Genomic DNA, 22,492 nt, shown 5'->3' on the forward strand with positions numbered 1-22,492 from the left:
GAAACACAAGAGAAATGGATTTCCTATTATTTTTATAAAAAGTTTGACTTCCGACCTTCTTTCGATTTTAACGTTCACATGTCTTTATAAAGGAGTAGAAAATGAAGAATGAAATGCTAGCTTTGATCCTTGCGGGTGGGCAAGGAACACGTCTCGGAAAACTCACTCAAAGCATTGCCAAACCGGCAGTGCAATTCGGTGGGCGCTACCGTATCATTGACTTTGCTCTTTCCAACTGTGCAAACTCTGGAATCCATAATGTTGGTGTGATTACGCAGTACCAACCTCTTGCTTTGAACAACCATATTGGAAATGGTTCGAGCTGGGGATTGGATGGTATCAATTCAGGTGTCTCTATTTTACAACCTTATTCAGCCAGCGAAGGAAACCGTTGGTTTGAAGGGACTAGTCACGCTATCTACCAAAACATTGACTATATCGACAGTGTTAATCCTGAGTATGTTTTGATTCTTTCTGGTGACCACATCTACAAGATGGACTACGATGATATGCTTCAGTCCCATAAGGATAACAATGCCAGTTTGACAGTAGCTGTCCTAGACGTACCTCTCAAAGAAGCTAGCCGTTTCGGTATCATGAATACAGATGCCAATAACCGTATCGTTGAATTTGAGGAAAAACCTGCTCAACCTAAGTCTACAAAGGCTTCTATGGGAATTTATATTTTTGACTGGAAACGGCTTCGCAATATGCTTGTTGCTGCTGAAAAGAGCAATGTGGATATGTCAGACTTTGGTAAGAACGTTATCCCTAACTATCTCGAGTCTGGTGAAAGTGTCTATGCTTATGAATTTAATGGCTACTGGAAAGACGTTGGTACGATTGAGTCACTTTGGGAAGCTAATATGGAGTACATTTCACCAGAAAACGCCTTGGATAGTCGCAATCGTCAGTGGAAAATTTACTCTAGAAACTTGATTTCACCACCAAACTACTTTGGTGCGCATGCACACGTTGAAGATTCATTGGTCGTGGATGGCTGTTTTGTAGATGGAACTGTTAAACGTTCGATTCTTTCAACAGAAGCACAAGTACGTGAAGGTGCTGAGGTCGTTGATTCTGTTATCATGAGTGGGGCTATTATTGGCCATGGAGCAAAGATTACTCGTGCTATTATTGGTGAGGGTGCCATTATTGCAGACGGCGTAGAGATTGACGGAACTGACGAAGTACAAGTAGTAGGATACAATGAAGTAGTGGGGGTAGCAACAGATGAAGATTGATAAATATTCAGCCATTTTGGGAAACACAGTTGGTTTTCATGATATGTCAACGTTAACAGAACACCGTCCGGTAGCTAGCTTGCCTTTCGGTGGGAAATACCGTTTGATTGACTTCCCCCTTTCCAGTCTTGCAAATGCAGGTGTTCGTAGTATCTTTGGTATTTTCCAACAAGATAATATCAGCTCAGTTTTTGACCATATTCGTTCAGGTCGTGAGTGGGGCTTGTCAACCCTTCTAAGTCACTACTATCTAGGAATTTACAATACTCGTGTTGAAAGCAGCACAGTTGGAAAAGAGTATTACCAACAGCTTCTTACCTACTTGAGACGTTCAGGTTCAAACCAAACCGTTTCGATTAACTGCGATGTGCTGGTGAATATTGACTTGAATCAAGTCTTCCACCTACACAATACAACGAATGGTCCGATCACAGTTGTATATAAGAAACTTCCAAAGAAAGACATTTCAGATGTGAATGCTATTTTGGAAATCGATGAAACTGACCATGTTCGTTCGCACAAACTCTTTGATAATAAATCTACAGATGAACTCTTCAACATGTCTACAGATATCTTTGTTGTGGATACTCCTTGGTTGATTGAACGACTTGAAGAAGAGGCTCAGAAAGAATATCCTGAAAAGTTGCGCTATGTCCTTCGCGATTTAGCTGTAAAAGAAGGAGCTTTTGCTTACGAATACACAGGTTACTTAGCAAATATTCACTCTGTTCAATCCTACTATCAAGCAAATATTGATATGCTTGAATCTAAAAAATTCTACTCTCTTTTCTCACCAAATCAAAAGATTTATACCAAAGTTAAGAATGAAGAACCAACCTACTATGCGAATACTTCAAAAGTAAGTACTTCTCAGTTTGCTTCTGGTAGTATCATTGAGGGTGAAGTAGTTCAGTCAGTCCTATCTCGTAATATTTATGTTCACAAAGATAGTGTTGTGAAGAACAGCGTTCTGTTCCCTCGTGTTGTGATTGGACAAGGTGCCCAAGTTGAATATGCTATCTTGGATAAGGGCGTTGAGGTTGCGGACGGTGTTGTCATTCGAGGCACAGCAGAACATCCAGTTGTAGTGAAGAAGGGTGAAACAGTAACAGAGGACATTTATTCATGAAAATTTTATTTGTAGCGGCAGAAGGAGCACCCTTTTCAAAAACAGGTGGTTTGGGCGATGTCATTGGTGCACTTCCCAAATCACTTGTAAAAGCGGGGCACGAAGTTGCAGTTTTCTTACCTTATTATGATATGGTAGAAGCAAAGTTTGGAGACCAGATTGAGGATGTTCTCCACTTTGAAGTTAGTGTAGGATGGCGTAGACAGTACTGTGGTATTAAGAAAACGGTCTTGAATGGGGTAACCTTCTACTTCATTGATAATCAGTATTATTTCTTCCGTGGTCATGTGTACGGTGATTTTGACGATGGTGAACGCTTTGCCTTCTTCCAACTGGCTGCTCTTGAAGCCATGGAACGCATCGGCTTTATCCCTGACCTTCTCCATGTTCATGATTACCACACAGCCATGATTCCCTTCTTGTTAAAAGAAAAGTACCATTGGATTCAGGCATATCAAGGTATCAGAACCGTTTTAACCATTCACAATTTGGAATTCCAAGGTCAATTTTCTGAAGGAATGTTGTGGGATTTGTTCGGTGTTGGGTTTGAACGCTATGCTGATGGCACCCTTCGCTGGAATGATTGTCTCAATTGGATGAAAGCTGGTATTCTCTACGCGGATCGTGTCTCAACCGTTTCCCCTAGCTATGCGCACGAGATTATGACCAGTCAGTTTGGTTGCGGTTTGGATCAGATTCTTCGCATGGAGTCAGGTAAGGTTTCAGGTATAGTTAATGGTATTGACGCAGATCTTTATAATCCTCAAACAGACCCACTTTTAGACTATCATTTTGATAAGGAAGATTTGTCTGGAAAAGCTCAAAACAAAGCAAAATTGCAAGAGAGAGTTGGGTTGCCTGTGCGAGCAGATGTTCCACTAGTTGGGATTGTCTCTCGATTGACACGCCAAAAAGGTTTTGATGTTGTGGTAGAATGCTTGCATCGTTTCTTACAGGAGGACGTTCAAATAGTCCTTTTAGGAACAGGTGACCCGGCTTTTGAACATTCCTTCTCTTGGTTTGCTCAAGTCTATCCAGACAAGCTATCAGCAAATATCACTTTTGATGTCAAACTTGCTCAAGAAATCTACGCAGCTTGTGATCTCTTCCTCATGCCAAGTCGTTTTGAACCATGCGGCTTGTCTCAAATGATGGCGATGCGCTATGGAACTCTACCATTGGTTCATGAGGTTGGTGGTTTGCGTGATACAGTTCAATCCTTCAATCCGATCGAAGGAACTGGAACTGGATTTAGCTTTGATAATTTAACACCTTACTGGCTTAACTGGAGTTTCCAAACAGCCTTGGATGTTTATAACTACCAGCCGGAAGTTTGGAGAAATCTACAAAAACAAGCTATGGAATGTGATTTCTCATGGGATACAGCCTGCAAATCTTACCTGGACTTGTACCATAGTTTAGTCAACTAATAGATAAAATCGTATGATAACTTCATACGATTTTTGGGCTATTTATACTCTTCGAAAATCAAATTCAAACCGCGTCAACGTCGCCTTGTCGTACTCAAGTACAGCCTACGGCTAGTTTCCTAGTTTGCTCTTTGATTTTCATTGAGTATTAGAGAGGAGAACTGATGTCTCAAGTAAAAGGCCTGTGTGTCATGGATGTTGATGGCACCCTGATAGCAGAAGAGGTGATTGATCTTTTAGGAAAAGAAGCAGGTTGCGAAGAAGAAATATCGCAGATTACAAGCCAGGCAATGCGAGGCGAACTGGACTTTGAAACAAGCTTACGAGCGAGAGTGGCTTTGTTAGAAGGTCTTCCGATTTCAGTCTTTGATACTGTCTTCAAATCCATTCATCTGTCCAAGAATGCTCAAGAATTTATCTCCATACTTCAAAAGAAGGGTATTCTAGTCGGTCTAGTGTCTGGTGGATTTGCACCAATAGTTGAGAGATTAGCAAAGTCTCTTGGGATCACTTATTACTCTGCAAATCAGTTAGAAGTCAAAGACGGTTTTTTAACAGGTCGACTAGTTGGTGAAATTGTGACAGGTCAAGTAAAACAAGATACTCTTGAGAAATGGAAAAAAGAACTGAAACTTCCCAAAGAAAGAACGATTGCCATCGGTGATGGTGCCAATGACCTCTTGATGTTAAAGTCAGCAGGACGTGGTATTGCATTTTGTGCCAAAGAGGTCGTAAAAACAGAGATAGCTTGTCATGTAGATACGAGGGATTTTTTGGAAGTTCTACCTTTGATTGATTTCTTAGAATGAGAGGGAACTATGAAAATTGTAATTGCACCCGATTCTTTTAAAGAAAGTTTGACGGCAGAAGAGGTCGCTCAAGCTATAAAAAGAGGATTCCAAAAATCGATAGCAGATGTAGAATGTCTGCTTTGCCCTGTAGGCGATGGTGGGGAAGGAACCGTAGACGCTATTCGACATTCTCTTGACCTAGAAGAAAAATGGCAAGAGTTGACTGGACCTTTTGGCCAAAAAGAATCAATGCGCTACTTTTATAAAGGCCAAATAGCGCTCTTTGAAGTTGCTGACTTGGTTGGTTTAGGAAAGATTCCGCAGGAGAAACGAACCCCTCTCCACATCCAAACTCAAGGTATTGGAGAGTTGATTCGCCATCTCATTGATCAAGGGATGAAAGATATCTATATCGGAGTTGGTGGTACGGCTAGTAATGACGGTGGGATAGGCATTGCTGCGGGTTTAGGTTATCGTTTTTATGATAAGAATGGAAAAGAATTGCCAGCTTGTGGTCAGACTTTGCTTGAGTTCGAGTCAGTTTCAGACAGCGAGTTGTATAGGAGACCTGAAGATGTGAAAATCCGCATTTTAGCAGATGTCGTGAGCCCTCTATGTGGTCTTCAAGGAGCGACCTATACATTTGGAAAACAAAAGGGCTTGGATCCTGCTTTGTTTGAGACAGTAGATTTGGCTATACAGCGGTTCTATGAAAATTTTTCACCATCAACCCTCTCTCTTAAAGGAGCAGGAGCCGGCGGTGGGATTGCGGCTGGGCTCTGTGCCTTTGCTGAGGCCACTATCGTATCTGGGATTGACACTTGCTTAGATTTGATTGACTTTGACAGGAAGGTTGCAGGGGCCGACTTGGTTATCGTTGGAGAAGGTAGACTGGACAGTCAAAGCTTTGTTGGAAAAGCTCCTATCGGTGTAGCAAAAAGAACTCCTGAAGGAGTTCCTGTTATCGCTATTTGTGGTAGTCTTTCCGAGGATTTACCTTTCCTACCATTCGAAAATATACAAGCAGCCTTTTCTATTTTAGAGAAAAGTGAACCTTTGGAAGATAGTTTGAAAAATGCAAGTCTCTATTTGGAGCACACATCTACTAATATTGGTCGTTTATTAAATATGAGAAATCATTAACCAAACCATTTCTTCCAGATGGATTTTTTAGGTGGCTCTGCCTTTTTCTCTTCCCAGAGGCTTGAGAATGCAAGTCTAAGGTCCTTTTCGTCTACTTGAACAGGTTCATTTGTATGAATGACAAGACCGAAAGGAGAGGTGATATGATCATCTGAAACAATAGTCGCCTGACAGTTGCTTTCCTTTGCTTGTTTTAAGTAAAAGACCTGTTTGTCAAACTCTATATTTGGAGAGATCTTCACAAAAAGTGCCTCTACCTTTTCTTGAAAGCTTTCTAAAATAGAGAAAAATCCATGTTCTAATTCAGGACTATTGGCAGTACTGATATCAGCGTAGCCAAGAACTCTTTCCTCAAAAGTTCCGAGATAGCGGCGTTGTTCATCTGGGTTTAATTTCGGCCCACCATGAGCTTTTTCTAGTAGTTGTTTTGATAAATCTGTCATAAAAACAGTATATCACAAAAATCGCAAGAAAACAGACAAAAGAAAGCGATTACTTTATAAAGTTAAGGAAAATTTGCACAAAGATAACGTTTTTTCTTGAAAAACGCTTATTTTTAAGGTATCATAGAGGTGTAAAAAATTTAACTCAAAGGAGAGTAAAAAATGTCAATTATTACTGATGTTTACGCTCGCGAAGTCCTAGACTCACGCGGTAACCCAACACTTGAAGTAGAAGTTTATACTGAATCAGGTGCTTTCGGACGTGGTATGGTTCCATCAGGAGCTTCTACTGGTGAACACGAAGCAGTTGAACTTCGCGACGGTGACAAATCTCGTTACGGTGGTCTTGGTACACAAAAAGCTGTTGACAACGTAAACAACATCATTGCTGAAGCAATCATCGGCTACGATGTACGTGACCAACAAGCTATCGACCGTGCTATGATCGCACTTGACGGTACTCCTAATAAAGGTAAATTGGGTGCAAACGCAATTCTTGGTGTGTCTATCGCTGTAGCTCGTGCTGCTGCTGACTACCTTGAAATCCCACTTTACAGCTACCTTGGTGGATTCAACACTAAAGTTCTTCCAACTCCAATGATGAACATCATCAACGGTGGTTCTCACTCTGACGCTCCAATCGCTTTCCAAGAATTCATGATCGTACCTGCTGGTGCACCATCATTCAAAGAAGCTCTTCGTTGGGGTGCTGAAATCTTCCACGCACTTAAGAAAATCCTTAAATCACGTGGTTTGGAAACTGCCGTAGGTGACGAAGGTGGATTCGCTCCTCGTTTCGAAGGAACTGAAGACGGTGTTGAAACTATCCTTGCTGCGATCGAGGCTGCTGGATATGTTCCTGGTAAAGACGTATTTATCGGATTTGACTGTGCTTCGTCAGAATTCTACGATAAAGAACGTAAAGTTTACGACTACACTAAATTCGAAGGTGAAGGAGCAGCTGTACGTACTGCTGCAGAACAAATCGACTACCTTGAAGAATTGGTAAACAAATACCCAATCATTACTATCGAAGATGGTATGGACGAAAACGACTGGGACGGTTGGAAAGCTCTTACTGAACGTCTTGGTGGTAAAGTTCAATTGGTTGGTGACGACTTCTTCGTAACAAACACTTCTTACCTTGAAAAAGGTATTGCAGAAGGTGCTGCTAACTCAATCCTTATCAAAGTTAACCAAATCGGTACTCTTACTGAAACATTCGACGCTATCGAAATGGCGAAAGAAGCTGGTTACACTGCCGTTGTATCACACCGTTCAGGTGAAACTGAAGATTCAACAATCGCTGACATCGCAGTTGCAACTAACGCAGGACAAATCAAGACTGGTTCACTTTCACGTACAGACCGTATTGCTAAATACAACCAATTGCTTCGTATCGAAGACCAACTTGGTGAAGTAGCTGAATACCGTGGATTGAAATCATTCTACAACCTTAAAAAATAATCTAGTTCAGTGAACAAGGTTTGAAGCCCCTCGGATTTTTTCCGAAGGGCTTTTTTCTGTTCAGGGGGCAAAAAGGGGGCTGAGATTATGGTATAATAGACAAAAACACTTGTATTAGAAAGAAACTATGTCTAAAGAAATTGATATTGAGTATTACCACCAACTAGCACTGCAAAAGCAGAAGGAACATCGTAAAGTGTTAGCTAATCTAAAGAAAAAACCTCCTAAAAACTTAGATAAGATTGCGCAGCAGATTCACCAAGAAGTCTTTGCTGAGATTGATTGCACCGCCTGTGCCAACTGTTGCAAGACTTTGGGACCAGACTTTAAAGAGGCAGACATCACCCGTATCGCTAAGTACTTTAAGATGAAATTACCAGCCTTTGAAGCAGAGTTTTTACAAGTTGATGAAGATGGGGACAAGGTTTTCAAATCCATGCCCTGCCCCTTTCTAGGAGGAGATAATCTCTGCTCCATCTATGACGTTCGTCCCAAGGCCTGTCGTGAATTCCCCCATACAGATCGTAAAAAAATCTATCAAATTAATCATTTGACGATTAAGAACACCTTGACCTGTCCTGCAGCCTATCTCTTTGTGGAGAAATTAAAGGATAAGTTATAGAAATTTACACCTTTAAATCTTGTACAAAGATTCTAGGGCGGAAGTATCAGATATCTGATAGACTATAGATAGAATTGAACGCGGGCTAAAAGCTGTTCGAAAAAGAGAAAATTTCCTAGGACTAGAAGGTCCATTGTCAATTTTCCTATTTTAACTTTGCTTTTAACGACCTTTGTATCTTGTGGAGGTAAGAAGAAATGAATATGATGCATCAATTCAATCAAACCATGGATTATTTGGAGCAGCAGCTGATTGGAGAAGTTGATATGAAAAGATTTCAGCAGCTATCTGGCTATTCTTATCCTCTCTTTAGTAGACTCTTTTCTATCCTTGCTGATATGACCTTGGCAGAATATTTGCGCAATCGCAGGTTGTCAGAAGCAGTGACAGACTTACGGGAAAGCACTGACAAAATCATTGACATAGCACTGAAATACGGCTATGAGTCTGCGGATACCTTCAGCTCAGCCTTCAAGAAATTCCATGGTGCAACTCCCTCAGAAGTTCGAAATGGAAAACCTTATCGGATCTTTCCTATACTTCAATTATCCTTAAAGATTACAGGAGGAAAGAACATGGATATCAAGATTCAAAAGAAGCCTGCATTTATCGTGGCAGGTGTCCTATTGGAAGCTATTGACAATAGCAAATGCCCGTCTGCTTGGGAGAATCTCTATAACAATCACAGCATTGCAAACCTAGAAAGTTTGGGTAGTGGCCAATCTTTTGGCGTCTGCTCGGATGTCAAAGAAGGCGAAATCATCAACTATATGGCTGCTTATGATGTGACGGATAAAACTAAAGCAGAAGAACTAGGTCTGTCCATCAAAGATATCCCAGCCGCTGAATATGCTATCGTACCAGTCAAAGGGGCTATACCAGCTAGCATCCACCATGCTTGGAAATACGTCTTAGAGGTCTTTTTTCCAGAAACTGGCTATCGCCACTCAGGCTCACCAGACTTCGAAGTCTATACCGAAGGTGATATGTCGTCACCTGACTATCAAATGGAACTCTGGATACCAGTGATTAAGGACTAGAACATTTTCTGATTTTTTATAAAGATGCAAACCTAACTCTGTAGAAAGAATCTCTACAGAGTTTTTAATTGTTGACATTCATGTCTGTAAACAAACAAACCATATTCTTTGTTTGGATTTTATGGGGCATGCGAATAGTTTTCTCGGTATAATAGTCCCATAGAAGATAAGGAGGCATAAATATGCAGATGTATTTTGGAGATGTGTCGCTTTGCTATAGCTATTCATTGGCTATGGCACTGGATACCTATGGTTATGACTTTAAAGCAGAGTTTTTAGAGGCAATCATGGTGATGGGAAATGGCGCTAGTATCGTAAAGGAAGATGAACAACACCCTCTAGTATTTTTTGATAATGGTATGCCAGATCTTTCTATCTCTCATTCTTTAAAAATACTTGGATTTGACTATGAGGATTTCTATCTAAAGAATGGAGCAGAAGTAGATTTGGAAGAGATTAAAAGAAAGTTGGAAACCTTTCTGTTCAATGGACCTGTCGTACTGGGCCCTCTTGATATGGGCCATCTGACCTACAACCCCAATCACACAATCCTTTATGGTGTGGATCATTTTGTAACCGTGTATGGTATTGATGAGCAGTACCTTTATTTGCATGATCCAGCTGGTTTTGCCTGTATGAAGGTTGCTTTTAATGACATACTAGAAGCCTGGAAGGCAGAGGCTATTGACTATAAGCGTGGAGCCTACTCCATGTGGGGAAATTATAAGAAGGTCAAGAGTCCTAGTCAGACTGAAATCTATCAAGAAACAGCAAGGATTATGAAGAAACGATATTTGAATGGCCAAAACGGTGTTTTGGAATGTTATGCAAAAGCAGTTGCTGAAAACGGCTTAAATACAGAACAAAAACAATTGCATCAGTATTTCAGCTTCAAACTTGCGGCTGTTCGAAATCTCTACCTCAGTAAGTTCTTAAAAGATCATAATCCAGAAGGGGCAAGATTAAAAGAAGAATTGGCTACTCTATTTAGCCAAGCCCACCTTTCATGTTTAAAAGAAGATTACCAAGAACTGTCCCACTTGCTCTATCAGATAGCAGAATTGGACGGTCTCTTTAAAGATTTATATGTAAAGTAGTGACTATAAGCATAAAAAATAGTTAGTAAAAGCAGTTTTTCGTAAAATGAAGAACTGCTTTTTGATTATGGTATAATGAAGTGAGGAAATATCTTATTCTACTTGAAAATGAAGGGAGAACGCCTATGCCTAGACCAAAAACAAAAGAGGAGCTAGTGCTAGCCTCTAAGGAAAACTATGAAAAGCTCAATCACTTTATATCTAAATTAAGTGAAGAGGAACTACAGACTCCTTTTGATTTTTCAAAAGATCAAAAGAAAAAAGAAGCTCACTGGAAAAGAGATAAAAATCTAAGAGATGTTCTGATCCATCTCTATGAATGGCATCAGTTACTTTTGACCTGGGTACATTCTAATCAAAAGGGACATGAAAGACCTTTTCTCCCTGAACCTTATAATTGGAAAACTTATGGGGAAATGAATGTCGCTATTTGGAAGAAGCACCAGAAAACGACCTTAGAAGAAGCGACCAAGCTCCTCAATCAATCGCATGGAGAGGTTTTAGAGTTGATGGAAGGCTTCAGCAATGACCAACTCTTTACCAAAGGTGTCTATAAGTGGACGGGTGGGACAAGTCTAGGCTCCTACTTTGTGAGTGCCACTTCCAGTCACTATGATTGGGCTCTGAAAAAACTCAAAGCTCATCAGAAAAATTGTAAGAAACGTTAATTGAAGAGTTTATGAAGGTTGGAAAATCTTCTTCTAAGCTTCGAATAGCTTCATTCTCGTGATTTTTGAGCTCTTCTAGCTTTAGAATCCTTCAAAAATTAAAATTTAAAGCTGTCATAGACTTAGAATAGATCTAAAAAATATATACAAATTCAATTCTAAACTTAGAATTGAATTTATATTAAAGTGATTATACTGTTCGATACTTAGAATGACTTGATTCTGAGAAATGTTGACTAGAAAATGGATCGAATGGCTTTTTTCTGATATAGGATGATAGATAGATGGGTGAGATGATGAACATACAAAAAGAGAAAGTTAGAAAAGAGTTGGTGTTCCTCTGTTTGGGAGAGTTCACAGCCGTCCTATCTATTTGGTTTTGTTTTTTCCTTTTGAAAAATCGGCTTGGTGATGTGAATAGTCTAGTAACCATTCTCTATCCACTGTCTTTACTGACATTTATTTTGCTTCAAGGTTCAATCTATTGGGCGATTTTGATTAGAAGACTCTTTAAACCTCAGTTCGGAAGCGCTAGTGTCCCCAAACTATATGGTGGTTTCAGAATACTAGACCTTGTTTTACTTATTTCAGGCTTTCCTTTTATTGTATGGAATACACAGAGTTTCCAAGTGGCTACTATAGCCACACTAATACAGCTTTTTGCCCTTATCGAATGGCTAAATTACTACCTCGTACGCCTATCTTATAGTTTGAACCCACTTGTTTTATGGAAACGAATTACTAAGGGAAAACTTGAAAAAAGCAGAATAGCCAAGGAGTTGGGGTAAGGGAGTGTAGCAATGGAGAGTTTAAGTTATTCAAACAATGTTACCTTCAAATTTTCATTTATACCATAATGTTCTTAATGAATATACAGGAAGAAAACTAACTACCCTACAAATTTCTACTCTTAGAAAATTTTTTGCTTCCAAAGGATTTTTTCAAGTATTGAAAATGAGGTTACTAATTGAGCGAAAGAACGTAAGTTTGATGTCATCACTATGCAAAATTTTACCAACTTTCAAACTTGAATTGTTTTTTTGTTTCCAGTGTTTTCGTGATATAATATTATCAGAATAAATTATTGGAGAATTTGAATGAGAAACGATATTCAACCGGCCTTACAAACAGTTAAATCTTATTTTGAAAAATCAGAATTTTACATTCCTAGCTATCAGAGACCCTATGCTTGGCAAGTACCACAATGTGAACAACTCATTGAAGATATTAATCTTCATATGGAAAATTTCGATGATAGTTCCCAAGATAATTATTTTTTTGGAGCAGTTCTCATTGCTCAAGAAACTGGAGAAGAGCATGAAGTAACTTTGATTGATGGTCAGCAAAGAACAACGACATTTATGTTACTTCTTAAGGCAATCTTATTGAAGATTGATAAGGAGCTTGAACTTCAACCGACTCTAGATACTGATGCACGCAGATTGGTGAAACGTCTTAATGGTCTTAAAGAGCAGATTGTTACAATGCTTTTCAATGTTTCAGATGACGAAAAAGATGATTTTGTTGATGGATTGTATTATCCTAGTGAGGATAGGATAAAGTATCTAAATCATTCAATCTCAGAAAAATATGCTAGTGAGATGACTACTATCTTGTTAGGTAGAGATTTCACTTCGATTAAAGCGAAAGTTTATCAAATTTATCGTCGTCAAAAAGATAATCGTTATACAAATTATTATAAAAACTTTAGATATTTTTATAATATGTCTGATGATTTGAATGTTTTTAAACTCATCAATTTTGCTAATCATTTTATTGATAACTGCCAAGTGATCACCATTACAAGTTATAATACCGATCAAGCAATAAATATTTTCAATTCTTTAAATGGGACTGGTGTCCCATTGACCCCAATTGAAGTAATCGTATCTAAGACCACTGCAAATGCATCAGATAGGAAAAACTTCGAAAAAAATTGGCAAGAGATTGTACAACTTACCGATTCATCTCGATTAGACTTAAATGCGTTAATTACTCATTATATTTTCGTAAAACTTTCAGAACAAAACGGAGCTGATCGAAGAAATCCTGGTATTAGAGCCTTTTTCTCAAAAAATAAGCATCTATTGAATGAAGATACTCTGTTTACTTCTGATCTAAATACAATCATAAACAATTTTGAACGAGTATCTGATACTATCAATGGTCAATTGATAAACAAATTAAACGGTAATTTAAGACCTTTTGTTAGTAGTTATCTATTTTTCAGACAAGACAACGCATATCTAGGATACTTACTTAGACTTGGAGTTTTGATTGAATTATCTGAACTCTCGTATAGCCATAAACTCTTTAAAGGCTTCTTAGAAGAAATAAATTTGTTGTATAGTCAAGTCGATTCAATTTCAATCGACGAACTTATTTCAAAAATAAGAAACCATATTCATGACAATTTTATTTATGAAGATGTTAAACAAACTTTGACTGAAAGTGGTGTTTCAAATTCGATTCTTTACGTAAATGAATTCTTATTTGCATTGGAAAAAGGTATTGACTTTAATTTAGATGGGAATATTGATATTGAACATATTATGCCACAAAGTGGTTTAAATAGAGAAAATATTATGTCAGATGCTGGATTAGAGAGTCAAGAAGAATTCAGGGATTATGCTGAAAAAATTGGTAATAAGATACTCCTAGAAGCTGATATTAATCGAAGTATAAAAAATGCTTGGTTTAGGAGTAAGAGAAAAAATACAATCACAAGTGGCTGTGGCTATATAGGAAGTAAGTTCCCAATAGCTAAATCCTTAGTTAATTATGTAAATGATACTTGGACTAAAACTGACATTGAATTGGCAACAGAAAAAGCTGCAAAACGAATTGCTGATTTTATTTTTGAATAAACTAGAACGATAGAATTAAGAGGTAAGTTTTAATTATGTCATTAAATCAAGTTACTTTAGAAATTCCATTAAATATTCAGAAAGGATTAGATTCTGGAATTGATGAGTTGTTTGAACTTGTATATGATTATACAATTCAATTTGCTAAAGTAAATGGGTTTGAAACTGATACTATCTCAGAAGTACCAGAAAAAAATAAAGTTATTAACTTGATGGATTATCTGAACTTTCAAAAAACAATATATCGTTCTGATGAAGTATGATATATTGAAAGATAAATTTACTGATTCAGAAAGGAAACTCAATGCCCTACAAATTTCTACTCTTCGATCTTGACCACACCTTGCTTGATTTTGATGCTGCTGAGAATGTAGCTTTGACACAACTTCTAAAAGAAGAAGGAGTTGCGGATATCCAAGCCTATAAAGACTATTACGTTCCTATGAACAAGGCTCTCTGGAAGGACTTGGAGCAAAAGAAAATCAGTAAACAAGATTTGGTTAACACGCGCTTTTCTCGTTTATTTGCCCATTTTGAACAGGAAAAAGACGGTAGGTTACTTGCTCAGCGTTACCAGTTTTTTCTAGCCCAGCAAGGACAAACACTTTCGGGTGCTCATGAACTCTTGGACAGCCTCATCGAACGTGATTATGATTTGTACGCTGCGACAAATGGCATTACTGCTATTCAGACAGGTCGTTTGGCTGAATCAGGTCTTGCTCCCTATTTCAACCAAGTCTTTATCTCTGAACAGTTGCAAACACAAAAACCTGATGCACTATTCTATGAAAAAATCGGTCAGCAGATTGCAGGATTTGATAAAGAAAAGACGCTGATGATTGGAGATTCCTTAACTGCCGACATTCAAGGTGGTAATAATGCTGGAATTGATACTATCTGGTACAATCCCTATCACCTCGAAAATCACACACAACTCCAACCAACTTATGAAGTCCATTCTTACCAAGACTTACTAGATTGTTTGGATGCTATGTAGTGCTTTTCCTAAGAGGTGTTGATATGGAAATTAAAGTCATTGAAGAGATTGATAACTTACTAAATCTCATCGAGCAGTATCAGTTAAAAGGTGTGGTTGCTCAAGTAAATTCGTTAAAAAAGTTAAAGTATATCTTAAGCAATCATATAGAGTTAAGTACTCGAGAGAAGATGAATATCCACTATTCACTCTTTCTCCCTAGGGGTGGTTTATCTGAACTCTACTATATGGACGCTAATCGTGAACGGATGATGTCTGTAAATAAACAACTTTCCTATGCTATTGATACAATCGAAAAGTTTTTAATGGATGATTGATACTGTAAATACTAATGTCAAATAATAGGGTCAATAACAGTATATATAAGAACTGTAAAAAGTGGTTTAGATAGCCACTTTTTGCTATAATAGAGGCAGTAAAAACGAAGGAGTCGGCGATGCAACACTCATCATGGCATGCTTTGATTAAGGAGCAATTACCTGAAGGTTATTTTGGGAAAATCAATCAATTTATGGAACAGGTCTATGCTCAGGCTACTGTTTATCCACCTAAGGAAAAAGTTTTTCAGGCTCTCTTGACTACACCGCTTGAAGAGGTTAAGGTGGTGATTCTGGGGCAGGATCCTTATCATGGACCTGGTCAGGCGCAGGGCTTGAGTTTTTCTGTACCCGATGCTATTCCAGCTCCGCCATCCTTGCAAAATATCTTGAAAGAATTAGCAGATGATGTTGGAGTTAAGGAATCCCATGATTTGACAGCTTGGGCTGATCAAGGAGTCTTACTTCTCAATGCTTGCTTGACAGTTCCTGCTGGGCAAGCCAATGGTCATGCTGGGCAGATATGGGAGCCTTTTACGGATGCTGTTATTCGGGTTGTAAATAATCTAGACAGACCTGTAGTCTTTGTGCTCTGGGGTGCTTATGCACGCAAGAAGAAGGCCTTGGTTACCAATCCTCACCACTTGATTATCGAATCAGCTCATCCTAGTCCTTTATCGGTTTATAGAGGATTTTGGGGTTCTAAGCCTTTTTCCAAGGCCAATGCATTCTTAAAAGAGACAGGACAAGAGCCAATCGATTGGCTTAGATAAGGAGAGAATATGCCTCAGTTAGCGACGATTTGCTACATTGATAACGGAAAAGAACTGCTCATGCTCCATCGTAATAAGAAGCCTAATGATGTCCATGAAGGCAAATGGATTGGTGTGGGGGGTAAGCTGGAGCGAGGGGAGACTCCTCAGGAATGCGCTGCGCGTGAAATCCTAGAAGAAACAGGTCTCAAAGCCAAGCCAGTTCTAAAAGGCGTCATCACTTTTCCAGAATTCACGCCAGATTTAGACTGGTACACCTATGTTTTTAAGGTGACAGAGTTTGAGGGTGACTTGATTGACTGCAATGAGGGGACCTTAGAATGGGTTCCCTATGATGAGGTCTTGAGCAAGCCGACTTGGGAAGGTGACCACACCTTTGTTGAGTGGCTCTTAGAGGATAAACCCTTCTTTTCAGCCAAGTTTGTTTATGATGGGGATAAATTGTTGGATACCCAAGTTGATTTCTATGAATAAAGGAGAAAGCAGATGCTACTTATCAAAAATGGTCGTGTAATGGATCCCAAGTCTGGTTTGGATCAAGTGTGTGATGTTTTAGTGCAAGATGGGAAAATTGTCAAAATAGCTGCCGAAATCAAGGAAGAAGGAGCAGAGCTAATTGATGCTACTGGTCTTGTAGTTGCACCTGGACTAGTCGATATCCATGTTCATTTCCGTGAACCTGGTCAGACCCACAAGGAAGACATCCATACTGGGGCACTAGCGGCTGCTGCAGGTGGTTTTACAACGGTTGTTATGATGGCTAATACAAGTCCAACCATTTCGGACGTAGAAACTTTGCAAGAAGTTCTTCAGTCAGCTGCCAAGGAAAAAATCAATGTCAAGACAGTTGCGACTATTACCAAGAACTTTAATGGCCAAGACTTGACAGACTTTAAGGCGCTTTTAGAAGCTGGAGCCGTTGGTTTTTCAGATGATGGAATTCCGCTTGAGAGCAGTAAAGTGGTCAAGGAAGCCATGGAAGAAGCTAAAAAACTTAATACTTTTATTAGTCTTCATGAGGAAGATCCAGGTTTGAATGGGATTCTTGGATTTAACGAAAACATTGCTAAGAAACATTTTCATATCTGTGGAGCGACAGGGGTGGCTGAGTATGCAATGATTGCGCGTGATGTTATGATTGCCTATGCAAGCAAGGCCCATGTTCACATCCAGCATTTGTCTAAGGAAGAAAGTGTCAAGGTGGTGGAATTTGCTCAAGGTTTGGGAGCGCAAGTCACAGCAGAAGTAGCACCACAACATTTCTCTAAGACAGAAGCTCTTCTTTTAACTCAAGGAAGCAATGCCAAAATGAATCCTCCGCTTCGTTTGGAATCAGATCGTCGTGCTGTTATCGAAGGTCTCAAGTCAGGTGTTATCACAGTTATCGCAACGGACCACGCGCCTCACCATGCAGATGAGAAAAATGTTGAAGATATCACCAAAGCGCCGTCTGGTATGACTGGCTTGGAAACCTCTCTATCTCTCGGCTTGACTTATTTGGTGGAAGCTGGTGAGCTAAGCTTAATGGAATTGCTAGAAAAAATGACTGTCAATCCAGCCAAGCTTTACAACTTTGAAGCAGGTTACTTGGCTGAGAATGGTCCAGCAGATATCACTATCTTTGATGCCAAGGCTGATCGTACTATTGGTCCAAACTTCGCTTCAAAATCAGCTAATTCTCCATTTATTGGGGAAACTTTAAAAGGGCAGGTCAAATATACTATCTGTAAGGGACAAATCGTCTACAAAAACTAGATGGGATTCTGCTCTATAAACTATAAGAATAGAGAGCGTATATGTATCCAACCCATCAATTTAAAGACAAATTTGTCTTATTTCTTAAGATATTTTTCCCTATCCTGATTTATCAGTTTGCTAATTATTCTGCCTCTTTTGTCGATACAACCATGACGGGGCAGTACAATACCATGGATTTGGCTGGCGTTTCAACTGCAACGAGTCTATGGAATCCTTTCTTTACTTTTTTAACAGGGATTGTTTCGGCCATGGTTCCCATCATAGGCCATCATCTGGGACGAGGCAAAAAGGAAGAAGTGGCATCTGACTTTTACCAATTTATCTACTTGGCTTTCGGACTGTCTTTGGTCTTGCTTGGAATGGTAGTATTCTTAGCACCGCCTGTCTTAAACCATATCGGACTAGAAGCTCAAGTGGCGGCAGTTGCAGTTTCCTATCTTTGGTACCTGTCTATTGGAATTATTCCCTTGTTGCTGTTCAGTGTCATTCGCTCTTTGTTGGATTCTCTTGGATTGACCAAGCTATCTATGTACCTCATGCTCCTATTACTTCCGCTCAATAGTGGTTTTAACTATCTCTTGATATATGGAGCTTTCGGTTTCCCTGAGCTTGGTGGCGCAGGAGCAGGACTAGGAACTTCACTAGCCTATTGGGTTTTATTGGGGATTTCTATTCTTGTTTTATTCAAACAAGAAAGGTTAAAAGCGTTACATCTTGAAAAACGCATTCCACTAAATATAGATAAAATCAAGGAAGGTGTTCGATTAGGTCTACCAATCGGGGGAACCGTATTTGCTGAAGTAGCCATTTTCTCCGTGGTTGGACTAATCATGGCTAAGTTTTCATCGCTCATCATTGCCAGTCACCAGTCAGCTATGAATTTTTCGAGTCTCATGTATGCTTTTCCTATGAGTATTTCCTCTGCTATGGCGATTGTTGTGTCTTACGAGGTGGGGGCCAAACGTTTTGAGGATGCAAAAATCTATGCTCGTCTGGGGAGAGTAACCGCCCTTATTTTTGCAGGTCTTACCCTATCTTTTCTCTACATTTTTAGAGATCGTGTAGCAAGTCTATATGGGAATGACTCTCAGTTCATTGAAACAACTGCTGTATTTCTAACCTACAGTCTCTTTTTCCAGCTAGCTGATACCTTTGCGGCTCCGCTCCAAGGAATTTTAAGAGGGTATAAGGACACTATCGTTCCTTTCTATCTTGGCTTAATCGGATATTGGGGAGTAGCGATACCACTAGGATATCTACTAGATCAAGTAACTGACTTAGGGGCATTTGCCTACTGGATTGGGTTAATTGCCAGCTTGATTGTTTCTGGTTGTTTGTATCAATGGCGTCTGAAAACCGTAATGAAAAGATTGAGCTAATTTTTGGAAAATATCCTGAAAAAGCACTTTGTGAAAAAATACTCTAACTAGAGAGAATCCCTGTTTTAACAGGGGTTTATTTTTTTATATTGTGAATTTTTATTAGCCATATACTTTGACAGCGTATACTAAAAAAGGTAAAATAGTAAGGTAAGTACAAAGTTAGAAAGGCAAGATTATGTCAACTTTAGATAAGAATCTTTTGCTAGAGATGTTCCGTAAGATGGAAGAAATCCGTCGCATGGACTTAAAAATTGCTCAGTTAGTGAAAAAGGGGAAAGTTCCCGGTATGACTCACTTTTCTGTCGGAGAGGAAGCTGCTAACGTTGGAGCGATGCTGGCTCTTAATCCAGATGATCTGATTACCTCAAATCACCGTGGACACGGGCAAGCTATTGCTAAGGGGATTGACCTCAACGGAATGATGGCTGAAATCCTCGGGAAATACACTGGAACCTGTAAAGGAAAAGGTGGTTCTATGCACATCGCTGACCTGGATGCTGGGAACCTCGGTGCCAATGGTATCGTTGGTGGTGGTATGGGTATCGCTGTCGGTGCAGCCCTCAGTCAGCAAATGCAACATACTGGGAAAATCGTTGTTTGTTTCTTTGGAGATGGGGCGACCAACGAAGGTGTTTTCCACGAAGCAGTGAACATGGCTTCTATTTGGAAACTTCCTGTTATTTTCTACTGCATTAACAACGGTTATGGGATTTCTGCGGATATCAAGAAAATGACCAATGTGGAGCATATCCATCAACGTAGTGCGGCATATGGAATTCCTGGAATGTTTATCGAAGATGGGAACAACGTCATCGATGTCTATGAAGGATTTAAGAAAGCTGTAGATCATGTTCGTGGTGGCAATGGCCCAGTCTTGATCGAAAGTGTAACCTATCGCTGGCTTGGTCACTCATCATCTGATCCTGGTAAATATCGTACGCGCGAAGAAGTGGAATTGTGGAAACAAAAAGACCCAATCGAAAACCTTCGCAAATACCTCATTGAAAACAATATTGCAAGTGCAGAAGAATTGGAAGAAATTCAAGCACAAGTCAAGGAAGCAGTAGAAGCTTCTGTTAAATTTGCAGAGGAAAGCCCATTCCCACCACTAGAATCAGCATTTGAAGATATTTACGCAGACTAAGGAGAAAGAGATAAAAATGGAAACAAAAACAATGTCCTTCCGTGACACCATTATCCTTGCTATGTCTGAGGAAATGCGTCGCGATGAAAATGTATTCTTGATGGGAGAAGACGTCGGTGTCTTCGGAGGAGACTTCGGAACTTCTGTCGGAATGCTCGAAGAATTTGGTCCAGAACGTATCCGTGACTGTCCGATTTCTGAAGCTGCCATCTCTGGAGCAGCAGCAGGAGCAGCCATGACAGGACTTCGTCCAATCGTCGATATGACCTTCATGGACTTCTCGGTCATTGCCATGGACAATATCGTCAACCAAGCTGCTAAAACACGTTATATGTTTGGTGGGAAAGGTCAGGTTCCAATGACTGTACGTTGTGCAGCTGGTAACGGAGTTGGTTCTGCAGCTCAGCACTCTCAGTCTCTAGAGTCTTGGTTTACACACATCCCAGGTCTTAAGGTTGTAGCTCCAGGTACACCTGCTGACATGAAAGGACTTCTCAAGTCTTCTATCCGTGATAACAACCCTGTTATCATCCTTGAATACAAGTCAGAATTTAACCAAAAAGGGGAAGTGCCAGTTGATCCAGACTATACAATCCCACTTGGGGTTGGGGAAATCAAACGCGAAGGTACAGATGTAACAGTCGTTACTTATGGAAAAATGCTTCGCCGTGTGGTTCAAGCTGCTGAAGAATTAGCAGAAGAGGGAATTTCAGTTGAAATTGTGGACCCACGTACCCTCGTTCCACTTGATAAGGATATCATCATTAACTCAGTGAAGAAGACTGGTAAGGTCGTTCTGGTCAACGACGCCCACAAAACAAGTGGCTATATCGGAGAGATTTCAGCTATTATTTCAGAATCAGAAGCATTTGATTATCTAGACGCACCAATCCGCCGTTGCGCCGGAGAAGATGTGCCAATGCCTTACGCGCAAAACCTTGAAAATGCAATGATTCCAACAGTTGAAAGCATCAAAGATACAATCCGTAAGACATATAACAAAGAATAATACATAATATAAGTTATGTAAATAAAATAAAAAAGACGAGAAACTTTGTATCTTTTAGGTGCAGAACTCTTTTCGTCCTTAATATCTTAGTATAGAATTGGAGAGGTCATGGCTGATGACAAGCTAAGAGCGACTCCTGCGGCTAGAAAGTTAGCGGATGATCTAGGAATCAACCTCTACGACGTTTCTGGCTCAGGTGCAAACGGTCGTGTCCACAAAGAAGACGTGGAAACTTATAAAGACACAAACGTGGTTCGCATTTCGCCACTTGCAAAACGAATTGCCCTCGAACATAACATTGCTTGGCAGGAAATCCAAGGAACGGGTCATCGTGGTAAGATCATGAAGAAGGACGTTTTGGCCTTGCTTCCTGAAAATATCGAAAACGACACCATCAAGTCTCCTGCTCAAATCGAAAAAGTGGAAGAAGTTCCAGACAATATCACTCCTTATGGTGAGATTGAGCGTATTCCAATGACACCAATGCGTAAGGTTATCGCGCAACGTATGGTTGAATCTTACCTAACTGCGCCAACTTTCACACTCAACTATGAAGTTGATATGACTGAAATGCTGGCCCTTCGTAAGAAGGTTCTTGATCCGATTATGGAAGCGACTGGTAAGAAGACTACTGTAACAGACCTTCTTTCACTCGCTGTTGTGAAAACATTGATGAAACACCCATACATCAACGCTTCATTGACAGAAGACGGCAAGACCATTATCACTCATAACTATGTCAACCTTGCGATGGCGGTTGGTATGGATAACGGTCTAATGACACCAGTTGTTTACAATGCTGAAAAAATGAGCTTGTCAGAGTTAGTAGTAGCCTTTAAAGACGTGATTGGTCGTACCTTGGATGGCAAATTGGCTCCAAGTGAGTTACAAAACTCAACCTTCACAATTAGTAACTTGGGAATGTTTGGTGTTCAGTCCTTTGGTCCGATTATTAACCAACCCAACTCAGCAATCCTCGGGGTAAGCTCAACAGTCGAGAAACCTGTAGTTGTCAATGGTGAGATTGTTATCCGACCAATCATGAGCCTTGGTTTAACTATTGACCACCGTGTTGTAGATGGTATGGCTGGTGCTAAGTTTATGAAAGACTTGAAAGCCTTGATTGAGAATCCGATCTCAATGTTGGTTTAAGTCAGCTATTGTTATTTTA

Annotated in this window: 23 protein-coding genes; 22 read left to right on the forward strand and 1 reads right to left on the reverse strand. The window is 39.8% G+C overall.

Annotated elements, in window-relative coordinates; genetic code table 11:
- Positions 1–101: 101 nt before the first annotated feature.
- The 5 genes from M1G01_RS02465 to M1G01_RS02485 all read left to right on the forward strand — a co-directional run bounded on the left by M1G01_RS02465 (position 102) and on the right by M1G01_RS02485 (position 5,737).
- Positions 102–1,244 carry a glucose-1-phosphate adenylyltransferase gene (locus M1G01_RS02465; protein WP_000787250.1) on the forward strand — a complete coding sequence of 381 codons (1,143 nt, stop codon included), beginning with the start codon at positions 102–104 and terminating at the stop codon, positions 1,242–1,244.
- Positions 1,234–2,373 carry a glucose-1-phosphate adenylyltransferase subunit GlgD gene (gene glgD / locus M1G01_RS02470; protein WP_084918360.1) on the forward strand — a complete coding sequence of 380 codons (1,140 nt, stop codon included), beginning with the start codon at positions 1,234–1,236 and terminating at the stop codon, positions 2,371–2,373. The genes M1G01_RS02465 and glgD overlap by 11 nt, the downstream gene beginning before the upstream one ends.
- The gene (gene glgA, locus M1G01_RS02475; protein WP_247931089.1) at positions 2,370–3,803 is read left to right on the forward strand and encodes a glycogen synthase GlgA; all 1,434 of its coding nucleotides are present in this window, start codon (positions 2,370–2,372) and stop codon (positions 3,801–3,803) included. Before glgD ends, glgA begins: the two co-directional genes overlap by 4 nt.
- A gap of 164 nt (positions 3,804–3,967) precedes the next feature.
- Positions 3,968–4,612 carry a phosphoserine phosphatase SerB gene (serB, locus tag M1G01_RS02480; protein WP_125391813.1) on the forward strand — a complete coding sequence of 215 codons (645 nt, stop codon included), beginning with the start codon at positions 3,968–3,970 and terminating at the stop codon, positions 4,610–4,612.
- 9 nt (positions 4,613–4,621) lie between these two features.
- Entirely contained in the window at positions 4,622–5,737 is a 1,116-nt protein-coding gene (locus M1G01_RS02485) for a glycerate kinase (RefSeq protein ID WP_216732751.1), read from the forward strand.
- Here M1G01_RS02485 and M1G01_RS02490 read toward each other — a convergent pair.
- Positions 5,734–6,180 (reverse strand): YueI family protein, encoded by a 447-nt coding sequence (locus M1G01_RS02490; protein WP_049500679.1) that lies wholly within the window; start codon positions 6,178–6,180, stop codon positions 5,734–5,736. The two genes, M1G01_RS02485 and M1G01_RS02490, sit on opposite strands and share 4 nt — an antisense overlap.
- 162 nt (positions 6,181–6,342) lie before the next feature.
- Here M1G01_RS02490 and eno point away from each other — a divergent pair, with 162 nt between their 5' ends.
- From eno to M1G01_RS02575, 17 genes are all read left to right on the forward strand, one after another.
- Positions 6,343–7,647 carry a surface-displayed alpha-enolase gene (eno, locus tag M1G01_RS02495; protein ID WP_000022821.1) on the forward strand — a complete coding sequence of 435 codons (1,305 nt, stop codon included), beginning with the start codon at positions 6,343–6,345 and terminating at the stop codon, positions 7,645–7,647.
- Positions 7,648–7,774: 127 nt separating this feature from the next.
- On the forward strand, positions 7,775–8,269 hold the full coding sequence (locus M1G01_RS02500; RefSeq protein ID WP_084932553.1) for a YkgJ family cysteine cluster protein: 495 nt from the start codon (positions 7,775–7,777) through the stop codon (positions 8,267–8,269).
- Positions 8,270–8,472: 203 nt separating this feature from the next.
- The gene (locus tag M1G01_RS02505; RefSeq protein ID WP_216732782.1) at positions 8,473–9,309 is read left to right on the forward strand and encodes an AraC family transcriptional regulator; all 837 of its coding nucleotides are present in this window, start codon (positions 8,473–8,475) and stop codon (positions 9,307–9,309) included.
- 182 nt (positions 9,310–9,491) lie between these two features.
- Positions 9,492–10,406 (forward strand): peptidase, encoded by a 915-nt coding sequence (locus tag M1G01_RS02510; protein WP_247931090.1) that lies wholly within the window; start codon positions 9,492–9,494, stop codon positions 10,404–10,406.
- 125 nt (positions 10,407–10,531) lie between these two features.
- Positions 10,532–11,074 (forward strand): ClbS/DfsB family four-helix bundle protein, encoded by a 543-nt coding sequence (locus M1G01_RS02515; protein ID WP_001137895.1) that lies wholly within the window; start codon positions 10,532–10,534, stop codon positions 11,072–11,074.
- Between the two features lie 284 nt (positions 11,075–11,358).
- Positions 11,359–11,862 (forward strand): hypothetical protein, encoded by a 504-nt coding sequence (locus tag M1G01_RS02520; protein ID WP_247931091.1) that lies wholly within the window; start codon positions 11,359–11,361, stop codon positions 11,860–11,862.
- 309 nt (positions 11,863–12,171) lie between these two features.
- Positions 12,172–13,941: a DUF262 domain-containing protein gene (locus M1G01_RS02525; protein ID WP_247931092.1), complete on the forward strand. Its 1,770-nt coding sequence runs from the start codon at positions 12,172–12,174 to the stop codon at positions 13,939–13,941.
- A 35-nt stretch (positions 13,942–13,976) separates the two neighbouring features.
- Complete coding sequence (locus tag M1G01_RS02530) at positions 13,977–14,204, forward strand: hypothetical protein (RefSeq protein WP_247931093.1); 228 nt, start codon at positions 13,977–13,979, stop codon at positions 14,202–14,204.
- Positions 14,205–14,245: 41 nt separating this feature from the next.
- Entirely contained in the window at positions 14,246–14,938 is a 693-nt protein-coding gene (pynA, locus tag M1G01_RS02535) for a pyrimidine 5'-nucleotidase PynA (protein WP_247931094.1), read from the forward strand.
- Positions 14,939–14,961: 23 nt separating this feature from the next.
- Positions 14,962–15,255, forward strand: coding sequence for a hypothetical protein (locus tag M1G01_RS02540; protein ID WP_247931095.1), 294 nt, complete (start codon positions 14,962–14,964; stop codon positions 15,253–15,255).
- A gap of 119 nt (positions 15,256–15,374) precedes the next feature.
- Positions 15,375–16,028, forward strand: coding sequence for a uracil-DNA glycosylase (locus tag M1G01_RS02545; RefSeq protein WP_247931096.1), 654 nt, complete (start codon positions 15,375–15,377; stop codon positions 16,026–16,028).
- 9 nt (positions 16,029–16,037) lie between these two features.
- Positions 16,038–16,502 (forward strand): NUDIX hydrolase, encoded by a 465-nt coding sequence (locus M1G01_RS02550; RefSeq protein WP_001135768.1) that lies wholly within the window; start codon positions 16,038–16,040, stop codon positions 16,500–16,502.
- Positions 16,503–16,514: 12 nt separating this feature from the next.
- Entirely contained in the window at positions 16,515–17,783 is a 1,269-nt protein-coding gene (locus M1G01_RS02555; protein ID WP_247931097.1) for a dihydroorotase, read from the forward strand.
- 41 nt (positions 17,784–17,824) lie between these two features.
- A complete protein-coding gene (locus tag M1G01_RS02560; protein WP_247931098.1) occupies positions 17,825–19,165 on the forward strand; it encodes an MATE family efflux transporter in 1,341 nt (446 codons plus the stop codon).
- 178 nt (positions 19,166–19,343) lie between these two features.
- On the forward strand, positions 19,344–20,312 hold the full coding sequence (locus M1G01_RS02565; RefSeq protein WP_000105349.1) for a thiamine pyrophosphate-dependent dehydrogenase E1 component subunit alpha: 969 nt from the start codon (positions 19,344–19,346) through the stop codon (positions 20,310–20,312).
- Positions 20,313–20,328: 16 nt separating this feature from the next.
- Entirely contained in the window at positions 20,329–21,321 is a 993-nt protein-coding gene (locus M1G01_RS02570; RefSeq protein WP_247931099.1) for an alpha-ketoacid dehydrogenase subunit beta, read from the forward strand.
- Between the two features lie 108 nt (positions 21,322–21,429).
- Positions 21,430–22,473, forward strand: a complete 1,044-nt coding sequence (locus tag M1G01_RS02575; protein WP_000752714.1) for a dihydrolipoamide acetyltransferase — start codon at positions 21,430–21,432, stop codon at positions 22,471–22,473.
- Positions 22,474–22,492 lie beyond the last annotated feature (19 nt).

The sequence above is a fragment of the Streptococcus oralis genome, assembly GCF_023110055.1.
Taxonomy (GTDB): Bacteria; Bacillota; Bacilli; order Lactobacillales; family Streptococcaceae; genus Streptococcus; species Streptococcus oralis_BY.